The 21,201-nt window shown below is 60.7% G+C and carries 18 protein-coding genes and 2 pseudogenes; 13 read left to right on the top strand and 7 right to left on the bottom strand.

Translation table 11 applies throughout. The features are described from left to right. The 3 genes and pseudogenes from QCE79_RS15265 to QCE79_RS15255 form a co-directional block, all read left to right on the top strand. Window positions 1-223, top strand: a pseudogene (locus QCE79_RS15265) (phage late control D family protein); the annotation flags it as partial. A 166-nt stretch (window positions 224-389) separates the two neighbouring features. Further along, window positions 390-1,139, top strand: coding sequence for a methyltransferase domain-containing protein (locus QCE79_RS15260; protein ID WP_309845594.1), 750 nt, complete (start codon window positions 390-392; stop codon window positions 1,137-1,139). Window positions 1,140-2,274: 1,135 nt separating this feature from the next. Next, window positions 2,275-3,069: pseudogene (locus tag QCE79_RS15255) on the top strand (ISNCY family transposase); the annotation flags it as partial. Between the two features lie 164 nt (window positions 3,070-3,233). Here QCE79_RS15255 and QCE79_RS15250 read toward each other — a convergent pair. Beyond that, the gene (locus QCE79_RS15250; RefSeq protein ID WP_309845592.1) at window positions 3,234-3,551 is read right to left on the bottom strand and encodes a pyrroline-5-carboxylate reductase dimerization domain-containing protein; all 318 of its coding nucleotides are present in this window, start codon (window positions 3,549-3,551) and stop codon (window positions 3,234-3,236) included. A 400-nt stretch (window positions 3,552-3,951) separates the two neighbouring features. On the opposite strand from QCE79_RS15250, the gene QCE79_RS15245 reads away from it, so the two are divergent. Both QCE79_RS15245 and QCE79_RS15240 read left to right on the top strand, forming a co-directional pair. Further along, window positions 3,952-4,080 carry a hypothetical protein gene (locus QCE79_RS15245; protein ID WP_309845590.1) on the top strand — a complete coding sequence of 43 codons (129 nt, stop codon included), beginning with the start codon at window positions 3,952-3,954 and terminating at the stop codon, window positions 4,078-4,080. A gap of 54 nt (window positions 4,081-4,134) precedes the next feature. Continuing rightward, entirely contained in the window at window positions 4,135-5,220 is a 1,086-nt protein-coding gene (locus QCE79_RS15240) for a mandelate racemase/muconate lactonizing enzyme family protein (RefSeq protein WP_309845589.1), read from the top strand. Window positions 5,221-5,406: 186 nt separating this feature from the next. Here QCE79_RS15240 and QCE79_RS15235 read toward each other — a convergent pair whose 3' ends face one another. Genes QCE79_RS15235 through QCE79_RS15225 form a run of 3 tightly spaced genes read right to left on the bottom strand, consistent with a single transcriptional unit; the run spans window position 5,407 to window position 9,241 of the window. After that, the gene (locus tag QCE79_RS15235; RefSeq protein ID WP_309845586.1) at window positions 5,407-7,719 is read right to left on the bottom strand and encodes a xanthine dehydrogenase family protein molybdopterin-binding subunit; all 2,313 of its coding nucleotides are present in this window, start codon (window positions 7,717-7,719) and stop codon (window positions 5,407-5,409) included. Next, entirely contained in the window at window positions 7,719-8,705 is a 987-nt protein-coding gene (locus QCE79_RS15230) for a xanthine dehydrogenase family protein subunit M (protein ID WP_309845584.1), read from the bottom strand. The genes QCE79_RS15235 and QCE79_RS15230 overlap by 1 nt, the downstream gene beginning before the upstream one ends. Beyond that, window positions 8,702-9,241 carry a 2Fe-2S iron-sulfur cluster-binding protein gene (locus QCE79_RS15225; RefSeq protein WP_250468302.1) on the bottom strand — a complete coding sequence of 180 codons (540 nt, stop codon included), beginning with the start codon at window positions 9,239-9,241 and terminating at the stop codon, window positions 8,702-8,704. The genes QCE79_RS15230 and QCE79_RS15225 overlap by 4 nt, the downstream gene beginning before the upstream one ends. A gap of 375 nt (window positions 9,242-9,616) precedes the next feature. Here QCE79_RS15225 and QCE79_RS15220 point away from each other — a divergent pair, with 375 nt between their 5' ends. The 8 genes from QCE79_RS15220 (at window position 9,617) to QCE79_RS15185 (ending at window position 17,138) form a co-directional block, all read left to right on the top strand. Then, the gene (locus QCE79_RS15220; RefSeq protein WP_250494769.1) at window positions 9,617-10,192 is read left to right on the top strand and encodes an isochorismatase family protein; all 576 of its coding nucleotides are present in this window, start codon (window positions 9,617-9,619) and stop codon (window positions 10,190-10,192) included. Then, window positions 10,189-11,151 (top strand): GlxA family transcriptional regulator, encoded by a 963-nt coding sequence (locus tag QCE79_RS15215; protein WP_250494768.1) that lies wholly within the window; start codon window positions 10,189-10,191, stop codon window positions 11,149-11,151. The genes QCE79_RS15220 and QCE79_RS15215 overlap by 4 nt, the downstream gene beginning before the upstream one ends. 138 nt (window positions 11,152-11,289) lie before the next feature. Next, entirely contained in the window at window positions 11,290-12,456 is a 1,167-nt protein-coding gene (locus QCE79_RS15210) for a glycosyltransferase family 9 protein (protein ID WP_309845578.1), read from the top strand. A gap of 173 nt (window positions 12,457-12,629) precedes the next feature. After that, window positions 12,630-13,364 (top strand): IclR family transcriptional regulator, encoded by a 735-nt coding sequence (locus QCE79_RS15205; RefSeq protein WP_309845574.1) that lies wholly within the window; start codon window positions 12,630-12,632, stop codon window positions 13,362-13,364. Window positions 13,365-13,402: 38 nt separating this feature from the next. After that, on the top strand, window positions 13,403-14,416 hold the full coding sequence (gene dctP / locus QCE79_RS15200; protein ID WP_309845572.1) for a TRAP transporter substrate-binding protein DctP: 1,014 nt from the start codon (window positions 13,403-13,405) through the stop codon (window positions 14,414-14,416). A 9-nt stretch (window positions 14,417-14,425) separates the two neighbouring features. Beyond that, window positions 14,426-14,974: a TRAP transporter small permease gene (locus QCE79_RS15195; protein ID WP_244830391.1), complete on the top strand. Its 549-nt coding sequence runs from the start codon at window positions 14,426-14,428 to the stop codon at window positions 14,972-14,974. Then, window positions 14,971-16,287, top strand: coding sequence for a TRAP transporter large permease subunit (locus QCE79_RS15190; protein WP_309845569.1), 1,317 nt, complete (start codon window positions 14,971-14,973; stop codon window positions 16,285-16,287). The genes QCE79_RS15195 and QCE79_RS15190 overlap by 4 nt, the downstream gene beginning before the upstream one ends. Window positions 16,288-16,313: 26 nt before the next feature. Continuing rightward, a complete protein-coding gene (locus QCE79_RS15185; protein WP_309845565.1) occupies window positions 16,314-17,138 on the top strand; it encodes a TauD/TfdA family dioxygenase in 825 nt (274 codons plus the stop codon). Between the two features lie 45 nt (window positions 17,139-17,183). Here QCE79_RS15185 and QCE79_RS15180 read toward each other — a convergent pair whose 3' ends face one another. Genes QCE79_RS15180 through QCE79_RS15170 form a run of 3 tightly spaced genes read right to left on the bottom strand, consistent with a single transcriptional unit; the run spans window position 17,184 to window position 20,928 of the window. Beyond that, the gene (locus QCE79_RS15180) at window positions 17,184-18,056 is read right to left on the bottom strand and encodes an SMP-30/gluconolactonase/LRE family protein (protein ID WP_309845563.1); all 873 of its coding nucleotides are present in this window, start codon (window positions 18,054-18,056) and stop codon (window positions 17,184-17,186) included. Continuing rightward, window positions 18,053-19,447 carry an MFS transporter gene (locus QCE79_RS15175; protein ID WP_250468295.1) on the bottom strand — a complete coding sequence of 465 codons (1,395 nt, stop codon included), beginning with the start codon at window positions 19,445-19,447 and terminating at the stop codon, window positions 18,053-18,055. The genes QCE79_RS15180 and QCE79_RS15175 overlap by 4 nt, the downstream gene beginning before the upstream one ends. 32 nt (window positions 19,448-19,479) lie before the next feature. Beyond that, window positions 19,480-20,928: an MFS transporter gene (locus QCE79_RS15170; protein ID WP_309845560.1), complete on the bottom strand. Its 1,449-nt coding sequence runs from the start codon at window positions 20,926-20,928 to the stop codon at window positions 19,480-19,482. Between the last annotated feature and the right edge of the window lie 273 nt (window positions 20,929-21,201).

Below are 21,201 nucleotides of genomic sequence, written 5' to 3'. Positions count from 1 at the left end.
GATGGATTACACATTGGCACGCGGCCGCGCGGAGGTGTTTCCCGAGCTGCCAGTGACGATCAAAGGCTTCAAGCCTGAAATTGATGACACGCCTTGGCTTGTCAGAAGGGTGATGCACACGCTCACGGGCGACGCAGGCTTTACAACCGCACTTGAACTGGAAGTGCGGGATGACCCTACAACAGCCAAGCACCGATCTCATTTTCGCAAGCGCGCTTCTTGAGCGAGGAAGTTAGCTTGCAGGGACCTTCGGCGGTTACAGCATGCGTTCATATCGCGGACGTCCCGGCTTGCTTTCGATTTTTTGCTTTTTTCAGACAAGGTCATATTGTTGAAAGCAAGGCTGAAATGGTATCTTCATACGTTTCTCATCCGAATTACAAGGCGAAATGGAACCGGGTTTCAGCTTTGACCGTTTAGACATGACGAGGTATATGGAAATTGTGCTTGCCTACTTGGCAGAGCACTCTCGTGGAAACGAGCGAATACTTGACATTCCGGCCGGGTGCGGCGTCTTTGGATCCACACTCGAAGAGCTAGGACATCAGGTCGTTAAAGCAGACATCAACGGTTGGCCAGGATCTACTCGCGCAAACATGGAGGCTCCTCTGCCATGGTCTAACGGAGAGTTCGATGTCGTGACGTGCCTCGAAGGGATCGAGCATGTAGTCAACTCGATAGGTCTGATGCGGGAATTGGTTAGAGTGACAGCGCCGCTAGGCCGGATAATTATTTCGACACCAAACATCGCTAACCTTTATTCTCGTTTTCAGTTTCTTTTCACAGGTACGTTCTTTCAATTCGGCGCGAACAACATGCGTCAAAGCAATGGGACGTTGCTCGACCGTGGCCATATCAGTCCATATACGCCTCTTCACTTGATCTACTTCTTTGGTTCCATGGGATGTAGACTCACTGAAATACGTGTCGACCGATCTAAACGAAAGGTGCTCATACCGCTTTACCTAACGATGAAGCCGTTTTCGTATCTTTGGACGAGTCGCATTGTCAAAGGGACGCCGCCGGGTACATATCCGGGGGTCAGCTCACTGACCAAACTTCTGAACGGCTACAAACTCATGTTTGGTCGCTCGCAGATCCTCGTCTTCGAAAAGACGGCTGAGGCTGCAAGCGCATGATATGTCATCGGTGACTCGCCTTTCCGGACGATTCGACGCGATGATGAATGTGAAGGATCTGCATTTGTTGTTCACCCAAATCAGCCTGAAATAAAAGGCAAGCGACTGCACGCTTACCCAAGTCAATCTCACGCGACGCGAAGGTGGCAGCCATCGCTATCATATCGCGCAGCGCGAAAGCTACGCTGGGGTGCGTACACACGGGCATCACAACCGCGCGGGCAAGCGTCAGTCCGTTGTGATCGGGGGCAAAAGCGATCGCAATCTGAAGGTGCTACCCGAAGACTACGCGAATGAAGTGGAAGCATGGGCGGCAGCGGCCGAATTTGCGCGCGTGCCAGCGCAGTCAGCGGGTCAGCCTTGTCAATACTTTCTGTCCAAAATTTTTACACTAGTTGCGATTGCGAAAGTACGCCGGTGCGGCCGAGAATAGTTTCCCGGAACGCCATGACGTGGCCAGATCGAGAGCAAGTTTCCTCCATCTCGATTGCACCGATCGAAACGTGCCTTCGCGTTTAGCGCGTCGAATCTTGTCGACGACGTTCCAGCCTTTAACGTAGTGAGAGAAGCTGCGTTTGCTAGAGAGGTAGTGTGGGGCATGAGTTCCAACCCAAGCGAGCAGCTCTTCAGGCGGAACGTCTTCGGTTGCTATGCCATCTTCAAGGTTTGCGACCACGCTCCCATCTTCGTTTGGATCTCCGCGTATGCACTTGCATTTCGGTGCGTCGCGGGAATCGTCGAGCAATGTGCGAAGAATTTCGATTCGATGCCAAGGAATCGGCGAGCGACCAGCGACATAATTTTTGACTGTACGCAGGCAGCAGCGAAGTAAACGCGCGATGTCCCTGCACGAAAGCCCATCTGCTAGGGCGAGAAAATCCTCGATGCGGCCATGTCGTACCTGTGTGGGCACTTAGATTCCCCAGGGAGATTAAGTGGGGGCGATACAATAACGTAGGCGCCGTTTTTTGTCTAATGAATCACCCTTCGACCACAGCTAGCAAAACTTTACATAATCCTAATTATCGATTATCTGACTGTAGGTCCCAAGTTCAAATGTCGTGTTTCTGCCAAGTAGAGATGTCGCCTTTTGACGTAGCTTCGTTGCCAGACAAGCGTTTGAGGAGCGCTGGCGATGAACACGACCGGGACCCTCACAATGTCAATGCACGAAGTGGATCGCCTCAGGGTCATTCAGGCTGTCGTCGAGCGGCAGCTCAAGCCGGGCCGGGCCGTTGAGCGGCTGGAATTGAGCGTGCGACAGGTCGAGCGGCGAATGCTGCGTTATCGAGCGACCGGTGCGCTCGGTCTGGTCTCGCTTAAGCGCGCACGCGCGAGCAATCATCGACTACCTGAGGGCGTGGCGCAGCGCGCGCTTGGGTTGATCCGCGAGCGCTACGCCGACTTCGGATCTACCTTGGCATGCGAGAAGTTACGGGAGTGCCACGGCATCAGACTGGCTGTCAAGACAGTGCGAACGTTGATGACGGCCGCAGGACTCTGGGTTCCCCGCAAGCAGCGCCCGCCCAGCATTCACCAGCCGCGTAATCGGCGTGCGTGCCTGGGTGAGCTGATTCAGATCGACGGCAGTGAACATCGCTGGTTTGAAGAGCGAGCGCCGCAATGCACGCTGCTTGTGTTTATCGATGACACCACCGGACGGCTGATGACGCTGCACTTCACCGCGACCGAGTCGACCTTCAGCTATTTCGAGGCGCTGTCAAAGTACTTGCGCGCACACGGCAAACCGATGGCGTTCCGTAGCGACAAGGCCAGTGTGTTCAATGTCAAGAACCGTTCGAGCACGGCGGGCAAAGGCGTGACGCAATTCGGGCGAGCCTTGTACGAGCTCAACATCGACGCATTTTGAGCAAGCACGAGTCAGGCCAAGGGCCGCGTGGAGCGTGCCAATTTGACCTTGCAGGATCGGCAACGTCCGGACATTCCTTCAGAAAAAAAGCGAATGAAAATAAATACGGGTCAAGATAATCAACGTAATACGCAAAAAATCAACTCAACCTAATCGCCAAGTTAGACATTAATATCATAATGTCGATTAAGTTCGTATGCGTCCCAGAACAACCCAAGCAAGCCTCACTCCCTCCCCTGAACCCGTCGCATGATCCGATCAAGCGCCTCCGAATAACTCGCGAAAGTCCCCTTCTGCTGCAACTCCGCGTGAAGCTGCTCGTTGATGCCGCCCGGCGTGCTCGACTCCTTTATCATCTTCGAGAACGGTTGATCGCCTCGCGTCGTAGCGTGTGCCAAGCCGACGTGATAGCCCGACAAAAACGATCGGGCCGCCTCATACGGCAGCCCTTGGCGAACGAGCCACGCAGCCTGCTCTTCCAGTAGCGCGTAGAAACTGGCCATGGTTGCCGTGACTGCCGACAGCGCATCGAATGTGTTCAAAAGGAACGTCGAACCGAATCATTCCGGTCACGACGGCCCGCGTGATCGTGCCGGTGCCAATGAATCCAATGCGCATAGTGCCTCGTATGGTCTGAGATGAACGGTTCAATCGAGCCCGAGCCACGTGGCCTTGGGCTACATATACCGTATCGTGCCGCAAACTGCGTTGTCATGCCGCGAGCGAAAATAGCCGCCAAGCGCAGTGGCCAATGCCGCAACAACGAGCCGTCGCGACTTGAGTCGGTCATCTATCGATGCGCCTGAGGAACGTTCGATGCTCATCGTGCAAGCGCGCGATCGCCCGCCGAACCAGGGTCCGTGGCGCGAATGGCTCCGCTTCATTTGACCAACTCGACGCCCGACGAAAACTCACGCGATCTCGCTGCCGTTGCACAAGGCGGTGCTCGATGCCATTATCGGCGGCGACGACCCGCGCGCGAGCGCCGCCATGCTGGAACATCTCGTCGATACGGAAGCGCGCCGTCGACGTTCCGCACGGCTGCAAGGAGACAGCGGCTCAGAGGCGTAAGCACGCAGTGGTGGCGCGCATCATCTTTCGTTTGATCAATCGTGAGGACGTGTCATGGCGATCATCAGTGATGTCAGTAGCGACTATTTCCGCATTCCCCTGCCCGTGCCGCTGTCCGACAGCACGCACGGCCTCATTCCCAATTTCGAGCTGGTCACGGTAACCGTTCGCGATGCCGATGGCGCCCAAGGCGTCGGCTACACCTACACCGTCGGGCGCAACGGCCGTTCGGTTCAGGCGGCGGCAAACGAGATCGCCCAACTGGCCCGGCATCAGGATGCGGACCTGGCCGAAGCGCTCTGGAAATCGATCTGGTGGGCCATGCATTACGGTGGGCGCGGCGGCCCGACTGTCCTCGCGTTATCCGCTTTCGACATGGCGATCTGGGACCTGAAGTCGAAGCGCGCGAACCTGCCGCTCTGGCGCATGCTCGGCGGCTACGATCCCAAGGTGCCGGTCTATGCGGGTGGTGTCGATCTGGACTTTCCACTCGATCAGTTGTTGCGCCAGGCGGAAGGTTTCATCGACCAAGGCTTTCGCGCCATCAAGATGAAAGTGGGACGCAAGAATCTGGCGGAGGACGTGGCGCGCGTCGCGGCCATGCGCGAGATGCTCGGCGACAGCTTCCCGCTGATGGTCGACGCCAACATGAAATGGTCCGTCGACGAGGCCATCCGCGCCGCGCGCGCACTTGCACCGTTCAACCCCGGCTGGCTCGAAGAGCCGACCATTCCCGACGATATCGCGGGTCACGCGAGGATCGTCAGCGAAGGCGGCTTGCCGGTCGCCACAGGGGAAAACATGCGCACGATCTGGGAGTTCCAGCAGATGATCACCATCGGTCGTGTGTCGTACCCGGAGCCCGATGTCACGAATTGCGGGGGCATCACGCCGTTCATGAAGATCGCCCATCTCGCGGAAGCGCACAACCTTCCCGTCACCAGCCACGGCGCCCATGACGTGACCGTGCATTTGCTCGCGGCGGTTCCGAATCGCTCTTATCTCGAAGCGCACGGTTTCGGGCTGGAGAAGTATCTGGCCGAACCGCTTCGTATCGAGGACGGTTTTGCTATCGCTCCGGAAAGGCCGGGGCATGGAATCGAGTTCGACTGGAATAGGCTGAAGGCGCTGAAGGCTTGAGCTGGCTGTCGCCTGCTCAAGCGAGCGTCGCGCATGTCTTCGCCAAACGATCGCGTAGCCCGCGATGCCCGGCAAGCGATGCGTGCGCGACGTTCACTTCTGGTTCGGCAACCGGCCACGTCTTTCTAACCTGATTACCTTGAAGGTCACCGGAACACGTACACAGTCCGCGCCCGCGCCGAAACCTCACATCACCTTATCCAACGTGATCGGCAGATCCCGAACCCGCTTGCCCGTGGCATTGAAAACCGCATTCGCCACGGCCGCACCCACGCCCGTGATACCGATCTCGCCGACGCCACGCGCGCCCATCGGCGTGTGCGGATCGGCTTCATCGTTCCAGATGACATCGATTCTCGGGACATCGAGATGAACTGGGACATGGTAATCGGCAAGCGATGGATTGATCACGCGGCCGCTTCTCTCGTCGAATTGAGTCTCTTCCATGAGCGCAAGGCCGAGTCCCATGATGATGCCGCCGCGAAACTGGCTTGCAGCCGTCTTGGCATTGATGATGCGGCCGCAATCGAACGAACCGAGAAAACGGCTTACGCGAATCTCACCTGTGATGACGTTCACACGCACTTCGCAGAAGAGCGCGCTATGGCTGTGCATCGACCAGTGCTGCAATTCGAAAGGCATCGGGGCTTCGGCCTCCACGGTCACTTCATCGCGCTGACCGCGAGCGAGTATGGCGCCGTAGCGTTCGTGCCGGGTTTCGTCGTCGAGCGCACAAAGGCCGCCGTCGTGGCCGCCAACGTCGTCGGGCAAAAGACCGGACAGCGGCGAACTGTTGCCCGCAAGACGGAGCAGTTCCTTCACGAGCTTGTGATGCGCCGCGATCACCGCAGCGCCAATGGCCGCCGTCTGCTGCGAACCGCCCGCGAGCACCGCGCCTGGCAAGTGTGAATCGGCGTACTTGAACTCGATGTCCTCCATGGCGAGTCCAAGGCGTTCGGCCACGATTTGCGTCTGCGCGGTCGACGTTCCCATGCCCATTTCGTGCGCGGCGATGCTGACGGTCGCACGCCCCGCGCTATTGAGCGTGATGCGCGCCGCACCGCCGGGCATCCGATAGTACGGATACGTTCCCGTTGCGCAGCCCACGCCAACGAGCCAGTCGCCGTCGCGGCGTGCGCCCGGCTCGCCGCGCTCGGCCCAACCGAATCGTTCACGGCCGGTCTTCCATGCCTCGACGATTCCGCGCTGGGAAAATGGCAGTCCCGTCGTCGGATCTTTCTCCGGCTCGTTCTTGAGTCGCAACTCGATAGGGTCCATGCCCATGGCGTGCGCGAGTTCGTCGATGCCGCATTCGAGCCCGAAGGTGCCGACCGCCTCGCCGGGCGCGCGCATGAACGTATTGGCCGTCATGTTCATCTTGACGGTCTCGACATCGAGCAGAAAACTGCGCGACGCATATGCGCTCTTTGCCGGCAAGATGAACGGCTCCGGCATGTTGTTATGAGGCGTCATGGCGACCGTGCCGGTATGAATCAACGCGTCCAGGGTTCCATCAGCCTGGGCACCGAGCGCCACGCGTTGCTCGGTGAGCGTGCGTCCACCGACGATGCGATATACGCCCTCGCGCGTCAACATGATCCGCACCGGCCGTTTCACGAGTTTCGATGCAGCCGCGGTCAAAACCTGGTGTTGCCAAATAGTCTTGGAACCGAATCCGCCGCCGACATACGGTGACGTGACATGCACGTCCTTCTCGTCGATGCCGAACACCTGCGCAATGGTCCACGCTTCGTGCGCGACCGCCTGCACGGTATCGTGGATACGCAGCGTCTCGTCCTTCCAATAGAGCGTCGCCGCATGCAACTCGATTGGATTGTGATTGTGACGCGGCGTCGTGTAGCGCACGTCGATCTTGTGCGGCGCGGAGGCGAGCATTGCCTCGGCATCCTTGATCTCGAGCTTGAGCGGCTCGCCCTGGAACACGCCCGGCTCCGAGCCGTGCGCCTTCGCTGCCGCCAAGGACGTCACCGCATCGCCTGAGGTCTCGTAAGTCACCTGTATCAGCGACTGCGCGTGGTCCGCCTGCTCTTGCGTTTCGGCCAGCACGAGCGCAACCGGTTGACCGTTCCAGTGAACCTGATCGTCCTGCATGATCGGCACATCGTCGCCACCCGCGGCCTTGGGCTTCGTCATGAACGCGGGCATCGGCTTCAGACGCGGCGCGTTCTTGTACGTCATCACGAGCACGACGCCCGGCGCGGCGTCCGCCGCCGACGTATCGATCTGCACGATGCGGCCGCGCGCTATCGATGCGTACTCGAGTGCCGCGTACGTCATGCCATCGACAGGAAACTCGGCCGAGAAAGTCGCCTGACCGGACACCTTCAACGGTCCGTCGATACGGCTAACCGGTGCGCCGATCAGCCCGTGCTTGTGAAGGATCAAAGGGTCCGGCTTGCCGCCGGGAATGAAGCTATCGGGTGCGAGGGCGATGGCTTTTTTCATGACCGCCTGCGCGGCGTCCTTGAGGATAGGCATTAGCGGATCTCCTTGCGAGCGGTCAGTTTGACCAGTGTGTCGGCAATCACGCGCTGACCCAGTTCGATCTTGAAGGCGTTGTCGCGAAGACCTCGAGCGGACGCGAATTCCGCCGCTGCGGCAGCGCGATACGCGGCTTCGGTCGCGGGTCCATCCTTGAGCGCCGCTTCGAGCGCGAAGGCGCGCCACGGCTTGTGCGCGACACCGCCCAGGGCGACTTTCACCTCCTTGACCATGCCGCCCTGCACGTCAAGAACCGCCGCCACGGAAACGAGCGCGAAGGCATAGGAAGATCGATCACGGACTTTGCGATAGGCGGATCGGCCCGCCGATTCAGGCGGCAACGTAAGGGCCGTAATCAGTTCGCCTGCTTCGAGCACCGTTTCGATGTTCGGTGTGTCGCCGGGCAGGACGTGAAGATCGACCAGGGGAATACGACGCGCACCATTGAGGCCTTCGACTTCCACGTTCGCGCCGAGTGCGGCGAGCGCCACCGCCATGTCCGAGGGATGCGTGGCCACGCACGCGGAGGACGCGCCGAAGATGGCGTGCATGCGGTTGAATCCGTCCATTGCATCGCAGCCCGAACCCGGCTCGCGCTTGTTGCAGCGGGCGGCATCATCGTAAAAGTAGCCGCAGCGGGTGCGTTGCAGGAGATTGCCGCCGACCGTTGCCATGTTGCGAATCTGCGCGGAAGCGCCTGCAAGGATGGCTTCGGACAATAGCGGGTAGCGTTCGCGCACGCGCCGGTCAGCGGCCACGGCGGTGTTCTTTACGCCGGCGCCGATTCTCAGGCCGCCGTCATCCGTGTCTTCGATGGCGCATGAGAGGCCCGTGATATCGATCAGCATCGTCGGATGCTCGATCGTCTCTCGCATCAGATCGACGAGATTGGTGCCGCCGCCTAGGTACTTTGCATCCGAACGGACGCCGGACGTCAGCGCCGCCTGCTGATCCAGGGCGCGTTCATAGGTGAAGGGATTCATTGTTCGACCCCTTGCTCGACGGACTCTTTCTGCGTCTGAACCTTTCCGAACGTGATCTGAATGGCGTCGACGATACCGTTATACGCACCGCAGCGGCACAGGTTTCCGCTCATCCGTTCGCGCAGTTCCGCATCGGTCAGTGAGAAGCCTTCCGCACTCACGTCCTCGCTGACATAGCTCGGCACGCCGCCTCTCAACTCCTTTTCCATTCCGATAGCCGAACAGATTTGACCGGGCGTACAGTAGCCGCACTGAAAACCGTCATGCTCGACGAAGGCTTCCTGAAGTGGATGAAGCGCCCCCGGTGCGCCGAGTCCCTCGACGCTGGTGATCTCGCGGTCCTGATATTGAACGGCCAACGCGAGGCAACTGTTGATGCGCGTGCCATCGACCAGCACCGTGCAAGCGCCACATGCACCTTGATTGCAGCCTTTCTTAGCGCCAAAAAGATGGAGATGTTCACGCAGAAGATCGAGCAGCGACGTTCTTGGATCGAAGTCCAGGTCGACTGCCTTGCCGTTGATAACGAAATGCATGATTGCTCCCGTTGAATTAGAGCTCGCGCCAAGAGGCGGTGTACTGGCTGTTGAAGCGAAATGAGATGCGCCCGGCGACCCCTCGTCGAGCTTGCCCGGACCATTAGGCAAGCGCTGGTTCTTCGTCGATCGGAACTGTTTGATCAGACGCGTCCTTCAGCAAGACCTCGGCTGTTGAAAATCCGAACGACGCATGAGACGCCTGATAGCAATTCATGGACCTCATCTGCCGCAACGGTGCAGGGGCTCTAGGAAACAACCAGTCGCCTTTGACAGCCGCTTGGCGCATTTTGTCCTCATCCTGACCGCAAGCATTCTCGATTCCCGCAAAAAGCCCGCTTATGATGGGACTTTCCCAATCAAGGAGCGTCAAAAATGTCCGCCACCCTTCCCCGCTCGGCTTTGATCATCATCGACGTACAGGAATCGTTCCGTCAGACCGCCGACTGGTCGGATGCCGATCTGCCTGCCTTCAAGAGCGCCATCCTGCGTCTGGACCGTGGCGCGCGCGAAGCCGGCGTTCCAGTCGTCCACATCTTTCACATCGGCAAGGCTGGTCCGTTCACCAGGGAATCCGGCTTTGCCGTGCCGCAGGAGTGGTTGCCGGGCGCGCCCTCCGTGGTCTTCGAAAAACACACGCACAACGCGTTCACCGATACCGGCCTCGATCTCTGGTTGCGTCGCCGGCAGATCGATCATCTCGTCATCACCGGCATCCGCACCGAGCAATGCTGCGAGACCACGACGCGCGTAGCCTCCGACATCGGCTATGCGGTCGACTATGTGACCGACGCCACGCTCACCTTCCCGATGACTCACGCGACGAGCGGACGCGTTTATTCGCCGGCGGAAATCAAGGCGCACACGGAACTGGTCTTGCAGAATCGCTTTGCACGCATCGCCAGCGTCGACGATGCGCTCGCCAATTGGCAAACGTCACGCGCGGCATGAAGCCCGCGACATCCGTATGGTTCGTGCTGACGCCCTCCGTGCTGATGCTCGATTATGCGGGCCCCGCCGAGGCTTTTCGCATGGCGGCCGAATCCGGCGCTTCGTTCGACTTGCATCACTGCGGCCCATTGCCTCGCGTCGCGACCTCCATCGGCACGTTTGTCGACGGCCTCGAACCGCTGCCCGACAAGCTGCCGCCGAATAGCCTCGTCATGGTCGTCGGCACCACGGAATCGCCCGAGCCCGGCACGAGCGCGCCCTTCGATGCGGTCACGCATTGGCTGCGAACCGCGCCGCGCGACGACACGCGCATCGCCAGCATTTGTTCCGGCGCCGTGCTGCTCGCGCGCGCGGGCTTGCTCGCCGGGCGCCGCTGCACCACGCACTTTGCGTTAATCGATCTGCTCAAGCGCGAGGAACCCACGGCGCGCGTGCAGGACGACTGCCTGTTCGTCGATGACACCGACGTGCTGACGAGCGCCGGCATCACGGCGGGCATCGACTTGGCGCTTCATGTGATCGAGCAGATCGCGGGGGCGGAACTGGCTGCGTCAGTGGCACGACGTCAGGTGATGTACCAGCGCCGCGCGGGAGACGAATCGCAGCTGTCGCCGTGGCTTGCGCATCGCAATCACATGCATCCGGCGGTGCACCGGGCGCAGGACGTCATCGCGCGGGACCCCGCGCGCGCCTGGAGCGTGGCCGAGCTTGCGCAGGCCGCGCACGTGAGCCCGCGGCATTTGAGCCGGTTGTTCGCGGAGCATGCGGGCGTCACCGTGCTGGCGTATCAGCAAAGTCTTCGCGTGGCTCGCGCGCAAAGATTGCTGACGAGCCCGGAGCTGTCGATAGAACGCGTGGCCGAGCAATCGGGGTTCGCGTCGGTACGCGACTTTCGCCGTGTCTGGAGGCGATATCACGATACGGCACCGCGCGAGTATCGGAGTGCAAGCGCCGTCTGAGCGGCGCGTCGAACTACCGCTCGCTGCGCGACGGACCGCTTTCTGTAATCACGCCCACAGATCGCAACGGCTCCGCGATGCACAATCGATCCGGAAAACGCGGCGCCATTCGGCGCCCACCGCGTGCACGGAGGAGCAATGGGTTGGAAGAGTCTGCTGACGGAATTGCCGGTCTGGACGATTGGACGCTTGAACCCGGCACGGCATGATCCGCATCGCGACGTGCCGCGCGAAATCCTCGTGCTGCGCCCGAACGATTTCGGTGAATTGCTGACCACCACGCCGATCTTCGAGGCGCTCAAGAAGCGTTTTCCGACGACGCGCCTTGTCGCGGGCATCGGCGGTTGGGGGCGGCCGATTCTGGAAAACAATCCGTTCATCGACGAGATCGTCGAGATCGATGCGCCTTGGAACAACAAGCTCGTCCAGGACCGTTCACCGCGTAACGTCCTGCGCTTTCTACTGTCGTCGCCTCAAGTCGCCGCGCTGCGCAGGCGTGGCGGCTTCGATGTCGGCATCGACGTGCTCGGCAGCTACATGGGCGCGCTTTTGATGATGCGCTTAGGCGTGCGCTACCGCATCGGCGTGCGCGGCTATCGCGGCGGTCACAGCGGATGCCAGGAATTTATCGACTTCGCGCGTCGCCAAAGTGGACGCGCCGCGCTTGCGCAGGCCGAACTGCTGGGCGCGACCGATCTGCCCGAAGCGCGGCCGCAACTCTTTCTTACCGCGGATGAGCGCGCGCAGGCCGCGAACGTCTGGCGCGCCGCCGAGTCTGGCAATCGCACGGTGCGCGTGCTGGTCGGCATCGGGGCAGGCGTGCCGACCAAGGTCTGGGACCCAAAACAGGTCGGCGCGGCGCTCGCGCGGGTTGCGTCGGCGCTCAACCGAACCGACGACGCCTGCGACATCCTGATCGTGGGCAGCGCCGATGACAAGGCGCGCGCCGCCGAAGCGATCGCCGCCGCCGGTCCGGGCGTGCCGGTTCGTTCGGTGGCGGGAACGTTGTCGATGCGAACGGTTTTCGCGCTTGCCGAATCGGCGGATGTCGTGCTGACGAACTCTTCCATGCTCATGCACGTGGCGGCCGCGTTTCGTCGGCCGACGGTCGCGGTGATCGGCGGCAGCATCACGAGGCCGAACGTTCACGACGCGATCTGGGGCTATCCGGAGCAGTATCGGAGTGTCTCGCCGGATAGCTATGTCGATCATGCACCGGATAAAAACTGGCCTTCTGTCGACCGGGTCGTCGAGGCAGTACTGGACTCCGTGCGCGAGCGGCGCCCTGCTGCAACGCAGAGCTGAACTTCGCCAGCGATAACGCCGCGCCGCCTGCAGACGGCGGCGCGTGAGATTCTCGGCTTCGCCTCGGCACCTCATTTCAAAGGGTAAATCCCGATCCAATCAGCGACCGGAAGGACGCTCGCATCTTTTATACTCGGTTTCGATTTGGCGAAACTCTTTTCGAACATACGAAATTGAAGCCGACTGACCGTGCTCTAAGCATCTTCGAGGCATTCGAAGCCGCATGCCGCCCGATGACGCTGTCGGAACTCGCATCCGCGTCGGGCATGCCGGTGAGCACCAGTCACGGCATCGTGAAAGTGCTGACCGAGCGCGGCTATCTCTACGTCACCGGGCGTCGCAAAGACTTGTTTCCAACGCGGCGGCTGCTCGACATGGCGCTCGAGATCGCCTCGCACGACCCGTTTCTCGAACTCATCGAGCCGTCGTTGCTGGCGTTGCGCGAGGCCACGCAAGAGACCGTGATCATTGGCAAACGTCAGGGCGATCACATCGTCTATCTCGCCGTGTACGAAGGTCCGCAGACCATTCGATACAGCGCGCCGGCCGGTGCGCTCAAACCGCTCTACTCGACGTCGATCGGCAAGGCGATGCTCGGTCAACTCGACGATGCAACGCTTTCCGAGTGGCTCGCGCACACGACGCTCGCGCCGGTCACCGCGCACACTTTGACCGCTGCAAACGCGTTGATGGCCGACCTAGCGGAATCGAAGCAACGCGGCTTTTTTCTCACGCGCGGCGAAAGCGTGAGCGATGTCTTTGCACTTGCCATGCCCGTGCATGTGAACCGGGAAGTGCTCGGCATCGCGGTCGCGGGGCCACGGTATCGGATGGAAGGCGCGCTCGACGGCATCGCGGCGCGCATACGCGCGGCTATCGGCGAGATTCAGGAAGAACAGACGCGCTGAAACGATGGTTCGATAAATAGAAAATCAGGAGACGGAAGATGCAGGCAAAGCGCTGGACCCGCATGTTCACCGCCATGTTCGCGCTCGCCGCGATATCGACAGCGGCACACGCCGACGACGTCGTGACGCTCAAGATGGCACATCAATGGCCCGACGACCCGAACGATTATGTGGTGCAGACCGGCAAGAAGTTCGCGCAGCAGGTCGAGCAGAAGTCGGGCGGCAAGATACACATCAACATCTTTCCGGCCGAGTCGCTCGTCAAGTCGCTGAACACCCACACGGCCTTGAAGAACGGCAGCGCCGATCTCGCAATCTATCCGTACATCTATTCGGCGGGCGCGATCCCGCAGATGAACCTCATCCTCCTGCCGGGCCTCTGGAAAACGCCCGAGGACGTCTTCAAATTCCGCACCTCCGCGCCCTGGAAAGAACTCGAAGCGAAGATAGAAGCATATGGCTTCAAGACGCTCTGCTGGATTCAAATCTCGGGCGGCATGGCATCCAAGTCCAAGCCCATCAACGTGCCCGCGGATCTGCCGCAGCAGAAGGTGCGCGGCGCCGGAAAGATGATGGAGGCGGCCTTGCAGAGCGCCGGCGCGAGTACCGTGTCAATGGCGTCGTCGGAAACCTATAGCGCGATGCAACTCGGCTTGCTCGATGGCTTGTGGACGTCGTCCGGCACCTTCGGTTCGTATCGGCTTTACGAAGTGGCGAAGTACTACAACTCGCCAGAGGACTACAGCATCTACTACACGATCGAGCCGATCGCGATCAGCATGAAGACGTGGAACAAGCTCACGCCCGAGCAGCAAAAGATCATGACGGACGTGGGTCGAAGCCTCGAGCAGAGCGCGTTCGAAGGGGCGAAAGCGGACGATCGCCGTGTCGCGCAACTTTTTGCGAGCCATAACGCGAAGATCCACAAGATGACGCTCGATGAGTGGAACCAGTGGCAGACCTTGTTCCAGAAAGTCAGCTTCATTAAGTTCCGCGCCGAAGTGCCCGACGGCGGACGTCTGCTCGATCAGAGCACGGCGTTCTACAAATAAGAGGCCGCGATGCGCCACGCATTGGACCGCTTCTCGCGCGGGCTCGACGCTTTTTGCCGGGGCGTCGCGTTGTCCGTCGGCGCGGCGGTCATCGCGACCGTGCTCGTCATTTCGTATGGCGTGCTCGCGCGCGAAGCGCTGCATCTTTCCGATGTCTGGGTCACGGAGGTCACGACTTACCTCATGGCCTACATGACCTTCGTGGGCACCGCGGCGCTGGCGTGGCAAGGCCGGCATCTCAAGGTCGACGTTCTCAGCGCACATCTCGGCGAACGTGGCAAGCGCGCGCTCGCGTTCATATCGACGGCCATCGTCACGGCGGTCGCGTTCGCGCTCGCATGCCTCGCATTCGACTTCTGGTGGGAGGCGTACACGAGCGGTGAACGTTCGTGGGGCATGTTCTCGCTCTCGCTGTGGATTCCTTATTCGGGCTTCTTCGCGGGCATGCTGCTTTTGTGCATCGCGCAGATCGTACGCTTGCTGACCATCGTATTCGCACGCGAACCGGCAGGCCGTGAAGTCGCCATCGACGACATGCTGCTCGGGAGAGAAGAATGAATCAGCTCGTCATCGGTGCGGGGATGTTCGGCGGCTTGCTCGCGGTGTTGTCGATGGGCGTGCCCATTGCGTTCGCGTTGCTGTTTGTCGCCCTCGCCTCGCTGTTCGTCACGGGCGGCGGATGGGATGCACTGAGTCTCGTACCGAGCACGTACTGGGGATCGGTTGCCACCTTCACGCTGACTTCCGTGCCGATGTTCATGTTCATGGGCGCGATCGTCTCCGCGTCGGGCATGGGCGCGCGTCTTTATGCGGCGCTGGCGACGATCCTCGACGGCGTGCCCGGCGGCCTCGCCGTCGCGACGACGCTTGCATGCGGCGTGATGGCGGCCGTATCCGGTTCGAGCGTGGCGACGGCGGCGGCCATCGGCGGCTTCGCTGTGTCGGAGATGCGCCGGCACCGCGTTCCCGAAGCGCGTGCATGCGGCGCGGTCGCGGCCGGCGGCACACTCGGCATTCTGTTACCGCCGAGCATACCGTTGATCGTGTATAGCGTGATCGCGGAGCAAAGTATCGGCAAACTGTTCGTCGCGACACTCATCCCCGGCGCGATCATGGCTTCTGCTTTTGGCATCTATCAGATACTGCTCGCCATGCGCGATCGTGCGCGCGGCAGCGAGAGCGAAAGACGCACGCGGCCGCTCGCGAGCATGCGCGAACGTGTCGTCGCATTGAAAGACGTCGGCCCGTTCGCTCTGTTGATTCTCATCATTCTCGGCTCGCTGTATCGCGGGCTTGCAACGCCTCAGGAAGCGGCGTCGCTCGGTATCGTCGCAAGTCTGGTGCTTGCGGGCGTCGTGTACCGGGAGCTTTCGTGGAGCAAATTCCGGCAGATCCTGATCAGCGCGGCCCAAAGCAGCGTGATGATCCTCGCGGTGATTTCATCGGCCATCGTGTTCGGCTATGTGATGACGACGAGCCAGGTTGCGGCGTCGCTCACGCAAACCGTCGCGGGCGCGCACGTCAAACCGTGGGTGCTGTTCGTGAGCATCAACGTGTTGCTGATCTTTCTCGGCTGCTTCATGGAGACGATCGCGATCATCGTCGTGACCATGCCCGTGCTCGTGCCGGTCGTGGAGGCGTATCACTGGAATCTGATCTGGTTCGGCGTGGTCGTCGTCATCAACATGGAGATGGCGCTCATCCATCCGCCGGTGGGACTCAACCTCTTTGTCGTGCAGAGCGTCGCGCCCGATGTCCCGTTGCGACGGATCGTGCTCGGCACGTTGCCTTATGTGTTCATCATGATGGGCGTTCTTGCGCTCATCGGTATTTTTCCTTCGCTTTCGACAATGCTGCTCGGCGCGAACTGACACACGCCCGGCTACGAGGAGTTCGCATGGACATTCGCAAAGTGGCGGGCGCGCTGGGCGCCGAAATCTCCGGCATCGATCTGTCGCGGGGCGTGACGCGCGAACAAGCGAGCGTTTTGCGCGCGGCGCTCAACGAGCATCTCGTCATCTTTCTGCGTGACCAGAACCTCGCTCCCCGGCAGTTCCTGGATTTTGCGGAGGCGATGGGCGAGCCTATCGAATATCCCTTTGTGAAGAGCCTCGAAGGTTTTCCGACCATCATCGAAGTCAAGAAACTGGAAACGGAGCGCGTGAATTTCGGCGGCATCTGGCATTCGGACACGACCTATCTCGACGTGCCGCCCATGGGCTCGATGCTGCTCTCGCGCGAGATTCCGCCCTATGGCGGCGACACCCTGTTCGCGAACCAGCAGCTTGCGTACGACGCGTTGTCCGACACCATGAAGCGGCTCCTCGAAGGACTGAAGGGCATCAGTTCGTCGGCCAAGGCGGATGTGTCGCGTACCCGAGAGGATCGCATTCGAACGGACGGCGCGGGCAAGAAGCCGGACGATTTCGTGGCGAAGCATCCCGTCGTGCGCACGCATCCGGAGACGGGACGCAAGGGGCTTTACGTGAACATTGCGCATACGGTCGGCATCGACGGCTTGACCACCGACGAAAGCGCGCCGCTGCTCGACTTCCTGTTTCGACATCAGGTGAAACCGGAGTTCACGTGCCGGTTCGTCTGGTCGAACAACGCGATTGCTTTCTGGGACAATCGCGCGGCTCAGCATAATCCGGTGAACGATTATCACGGGTTTCGGCGGGTGATGCAGCGGATCACGCTCAAGGGGGACGTGCCGCGATGAGGGGGTGGGGGCGACGTGGGATTGGCTCGAGTTTGTAAGGCGCGCTCAGCCAACGTATGCTGCTTCAGCGCATCCTTCAATATCGGTGCGCAAACAAAACAACGCCCCTGCAAGCGGTTGCGTCTCGAGCGCTTCCACGGACAACTTACGCGTACCGCTCGTCACAAAAAGCGTACGCATATCCGGCCCGCCGAACGTGCAGCTTGCTGGCTGCGTCACCGGCATCGGCACGACGCGGTCGATGCGTCCATCGGGCGCGTATCGCTTGACGACACCGCCGCCATATTGCGCGCTCCACAGGTAGCCATGACGATCGACGGTTGCGCCATCGGGAATTCCCGTGTCGCGGTCGAGCCGCGCGAAGAGACGTCGCTCGCCCGGCATGCCCGTCGAAATATCGAATGGAAACGCCCAGATCACGGGCTCGATGCCGTCCGCAAAGTACATCGTCCCGCCGTCCGGCGAGAAGCACAGGCTGTTGGGCACGGCTACGCGTTCGATCACGCGCGTATAACGCCCCGCTTCGAAGCGATACAGCGCGCCCACCGGCGTGCGTCCAATGTCATCCATCGAGCCGACCCAGAATCGTCCCTGTCTATCGCACTTGCCATCGTTGAAGCGCATTTGTGGCTGGCTTGCGTGCGGCGCGTCGAAACGTTCAATGGCGCCGCTCGCCGGATCGAAGAACGCGATGGCCGAGCGTAGCGCCACGATTAATCCGAGCCGCGACGCGCATGGCGCGATCGAGCCTACGAGTTCGGGCATGGTCCAGGTTTGCGTGTGGTCGTCGCCCCATTTGCGGCGGCGAATCAGATGGCTGCGGATGTCGACCCAATACAGCGCCTGTTCTTCGACCGACCAGTACGCAGACTCCCCGAGTACATCGCGCGTATTGCCGACACATTCCAGCTCGCTCAATGGGCGATCTCCTCCAGCGCGCGGCCGGTGACACGCGGACCGAGCCACGCCACCGTCGTGGCGATGATCGCCATTGCACCGCCGATGAACGCAAACACGCCAGCCTGCCCGAATTCACGCAGAAAAAAGGCGATGAAGAAGCCTGCGAATATCGAACTCAAACGGCTCCACGAGAACACGAAGCCGACCGCGCGAGCGCGCATCCAGGTTGGAAACAGTTCCGACTGGTAGGCATGCACGATGGTGGACATCCAGTTGACGACAAGCGTCTGCAGGCATCCAACCATAATGAGCCAGCCCGGCGCGTTCAGCATGGCGAAGATCGTGCCGATGATCGCCACGGATATCACACTGCACACGAGCTGCCATTTGCGCTCGAAGCGGTCTATCACGAGCATGACGAGAAGCGGCGCGACCGGATAGGTCAACACGATGAGAAACGTGTATTCGAGACTTCGCGTGACAAGAATGCCCTTCGCTATCAGAAGCGTTGGAATCCAACTCACGAAGCCGTAATAGCCGATGGTCTGGCAGAAGTTCACGATCATCAACATGATGGTGCGCGTGCGATAAACCGGCCCGAACATTTCGGCGATACGCCCTTCCGGATGTACCGTGCCAACGGCCTTTTCAGGTTCGGGCAACGCTTGGCCGTACTCCTTTTGCACCTTCGCTTCGATAACCGAAAGCACGCGGTCGGCCTCGGCGAGCCGCCCATGTTGCGCGAGCCAGCGCGGCGACTCGGGCAAGCGGCGCCGCAAGAACAGCACGAGCACCGCGCCGAACGAGCCGAAAAGAATCACCCAGCGCCAGCCATCGAAGCCGAACGGTCTCGTCGGCACGAACATCCACGCTAGAAAGGCCACGAGCGGCGCGCTGATTTGCGCCAGCCCGTAGAACAACGCGAATGCTTTGCCGCGCGCACCGCGGGGCGCGAGTTCGGAGATGTAGGTGTCGATCGTGATCATCTCGACGCCGATGCCTATACCGCCTATCAGCCGCCATATCTCGAGACCGTGCACCGAGCCCTGAAACGCCAAAATGAACGTCGTGACGCTATACCAGATCATCGAGCCGAGAAAGACCACCCGCCGCCCGAAGCGATCGGCGATATAGCTGAAACAGATCGTACCGATGAACAGCCCGAGGAACAGCGACCCGAGAAAGGCTGCAAGACCGTTGAGATCGAAGAACGATGCAGTGGTCGAAGTCAGCAGCTTGCTCTGGAACAAACCCGGCGCGATATAACCCGTGAAATAGATATCGTATTGTTCGAAGAGACCGCCCGCTGCGATCAGCATCAAGAGCGTCCACATGTGCCGGGTCATCGGCAGCCGGTCGAGCCTGCCGTTGATGGTGCCGGATACGACCTTCGGGTCTACGGAATCCATTGGCTGCTCCGCAAGGGCGTCGATGCGCGTACTCACCGCGCGATGTCGTCGAGCGCCAGCCCCGTGGTGCGCGGCCCGAAGAGCGCCACCGCCACGACGACGATCGCCATCGCGGCGAAGATGAAGGCGAATACGCCCGGCACGCCGAACTCGCGCAAAAAGAACGCGATGAAAAAGCCCACGAAGATCGACGACAGCCGGCTCCACGAATACACGAAGCCCACCGCGCCCGCTCGCATGCGCGTCGGGAACAACTCGGCCTGGTAGGTATGCACGATAGTCGACAGCCAATTGACCACGAGCGTCTGCACGATCCCCACCGCGATGAGCCAGCCCGGCGCCTTGAGCATCGAGAAGATCACGCCGATCACGGCCACCGAGATCGCACTGCACACGAGCTGCCATTTGCGCTCGAAGCGGTCAGCCACCAGCATGACGATGAATGGTGCGATTGGATAAAGCAGCACGATCAGGAAAGTGTATTCGAGGCTGCGCGTCACCATGATGCCCTTGGCGATGAGCAGCGTCGGAATCCAGCTGAGGAAGCCGTAGTAACCAATCGTTTGAGAGAAGTTCACGACCACGAGCATCAGCGTGCGGCTGCGATAGCGCGGGCTGAATGCCTCGCGCAACGTGCCTTCCTGCTCCTCGGCTTCGGGCGCGTCGGCCGGTGGCGGCAGGTCCTTGCCGTAGTCACGGCGAACGCGGGTTTCGATCATCTGCATGACGCGTTCAGCCTCGTCGAGGCGACCTTTCTGCACGAGCCAGCGCGGCGATTCCGGCAGACGCAATTGCAGATACCACACGAGCAGCGCGCCCACCGATCCGAGCGCGATCACCCAGCGCCAGCCCTCGAAACCCAGCGGGGAAATCGGCACCAGCACCCACGCAAGGAACGCGATCAGCGGCGCGCAAATCTGCGCCACGCCATATACAAGCCCGAACGCCATGCCGCGTGCGTGTCGCGGCGTCAATTCGGAGACGTAGGAATCGATCGTCACGTACTGCACGCCGACGCCGATGCCGCAAATCACACGCCACACGTTCAGTCCTAGCGCCGTATCCTGAAACGCGATGAAGACCGTCGCAATGCAATACCACAGCATGGATGCGGCGAAGACGCGGCGCCGGCCGAATCGGTCAGCGAGACTGCCGAAGCAGATCGTGCCAATGAAAAGCCCGATGAACAGCGACGCCAGAAAGCCGGCGAGACCGTTCATCGCGAAGAAAGTGGGCGTGGTCGCCGTGAGGATGCCCGAGCGGAACAAGCCCGGCGCGATATAGCCCGCGAAGTACACATCGTAGAGTTCGAAGAAGCCGCCGAGTGCGACGAGGGTGAGGAGCTTCCACAGCGTGGCGGTCATTGGCAACCGGTCGAAGCGTGCGGTCACGCCGCCTGCCGTGATGACGCGCGCCGGATAATCCGCGCTGTCGAGCGACCCGGCGACATCGGCGCCGATGGCCCTGTTCGGGGTGTTCATCCTCTTCTCCTCCTGTGCAGCCGGCTGAATGCCTAAAGCGCATCGTACCGGTCGTGAATATCGGGGATACTAACTATTCGATGAGGACGGTGTGGAATTGCTGGCTTGGTTCGCATTGTCTGTCGCTAGCTTGTCCGGGCCGCTGTCTCCTTTCGATTAGCCCAGTCTAGTGACGCATGGAGCGGCCCACAATACTTGATCGTTGAATCAACTTGATCGCGGCGCCCAAGAAAAACGGCCCTCGCGAAGGGCCGTCGGCGTCATGTCGTGCGA

Source organism: Caballeronia sp. LZ003 (genome assembly GCF_031451465.1).
Taxonomy (GTDB): Bacteria; Pseudomonadota; Gammaproteobacteria; order Burkholderiales; family Burkholderiaceae; genus Caballeronia.
This window is presented reverse-complemented; position numbering and strand designations above follow the sequence as displayed.

What these genes read in the sequence shown, in the direction of transcription:
- QCE79_RS15195 (WP_244830391.1), top strand. Translation starts at nt 14,426, where the DNA reads ATGCGCCACGCATTGGACCGCTTCTCGCGCGGGCTCGACGCTTTTTGC.
- QCE79_RS15235 (WP_309845586.1), bottom strand. Translation starts at nt 7,719, where the DNA reads ATGCCTATCCTCAAGGACGCCGCGCAGGCGGTCATGAAAAAAGCCATC.
- QCE79_RS15230 (WP_309845584.1), bottom strand. Translation starts at nt 8,705, where the DNA reads ATGAATCCCTTCACCTATGAACGCGCCCTGGATCAGCAGGCGGCGCTG.
- QCE79_RS15215 (WP_250494768.1), top strand. Translation starts at nt 10,189, where the DNA reads ATGAAGCCCGCGACATCCGTATGGTTCGTGCTGACGCCCTCCGTGCTG.
- QCE79_RS15175 (WP_250468295.1), bottom strand. Translation starts at nt 19,447, where the DNA reads ATGGATTCCGTAGACCCGAAGGTCGTATCCGGCACCATCAACGGCAGG.
- QCE79_RS15220 (WP_250494769.1), top strand. Translation starts at nt 9,617, where the DNA reads ATGTCCGCCACCCTTCCCCGCTCGGCTTTGATCATCATCGACGTACAG.
- dctP (WP_309845572.1), top strand. Translation starts at nt 13,403, where the DNA reads ATGCAGGCAAAGCGCTGGACCCGCATGTTCACCGCCATGTTCGCGCTC.
- QCE79_RS15190 (WP_309845569.1), top strand. Translation starts at nt 14,971, where the DNA reads ATGAATCAGCTCGTCATCGGTGCGGGGATGTTCGGCGGCTTGCTCGCG.
- QCE79_RS15240 (WP_309845589.1), top strand. Translation starts at nt 4,135, where the DNA reads ATGGCGATCATCAGTGATGTCAGTAGCGACTATTTCCGCATTCCCCTG.
- QCE79_RS15225 (WP_250468302.1), bottom strand. Translation starts at nt 9,241, where the DNA reads ATGCATTTCGTTATCAACGGCAAGGCAGTCGACCTGGACTTCGATCCA.
- QCE79_RS15260 (WP_309845594.1), top strand. Translation starts at nt 390, where the DNA reads ATGGAACCGGGTTTCAGCTTTGACCGTTTAGACATGACGAGGTATATG.
- QCE79_RS15170 (WP_309845560.1), bottom strand. Translation starts at nt 20,928, where the DNA reads ATGAACACCCCGAACAGGGCCATCGGCGCCGATGTCGCCGGGTCGCTC.
- QCE79_RS15185 (WP_309845565.1), top strand. Translation starts at nt 16,314, where the DNA reads ATGGACATTCGCAAAGTGGCGGGCGCGCTGGGCGCCGAAATCTCCGGC.
- QCE79_RS15210 (WP_309845578.1), top strand. Translation starts at nt 11,290, where the DNA reads ATGGGTTGGAAGAGTCTGCTGACGGAATTGCCGGTCTGGACGATTGGA.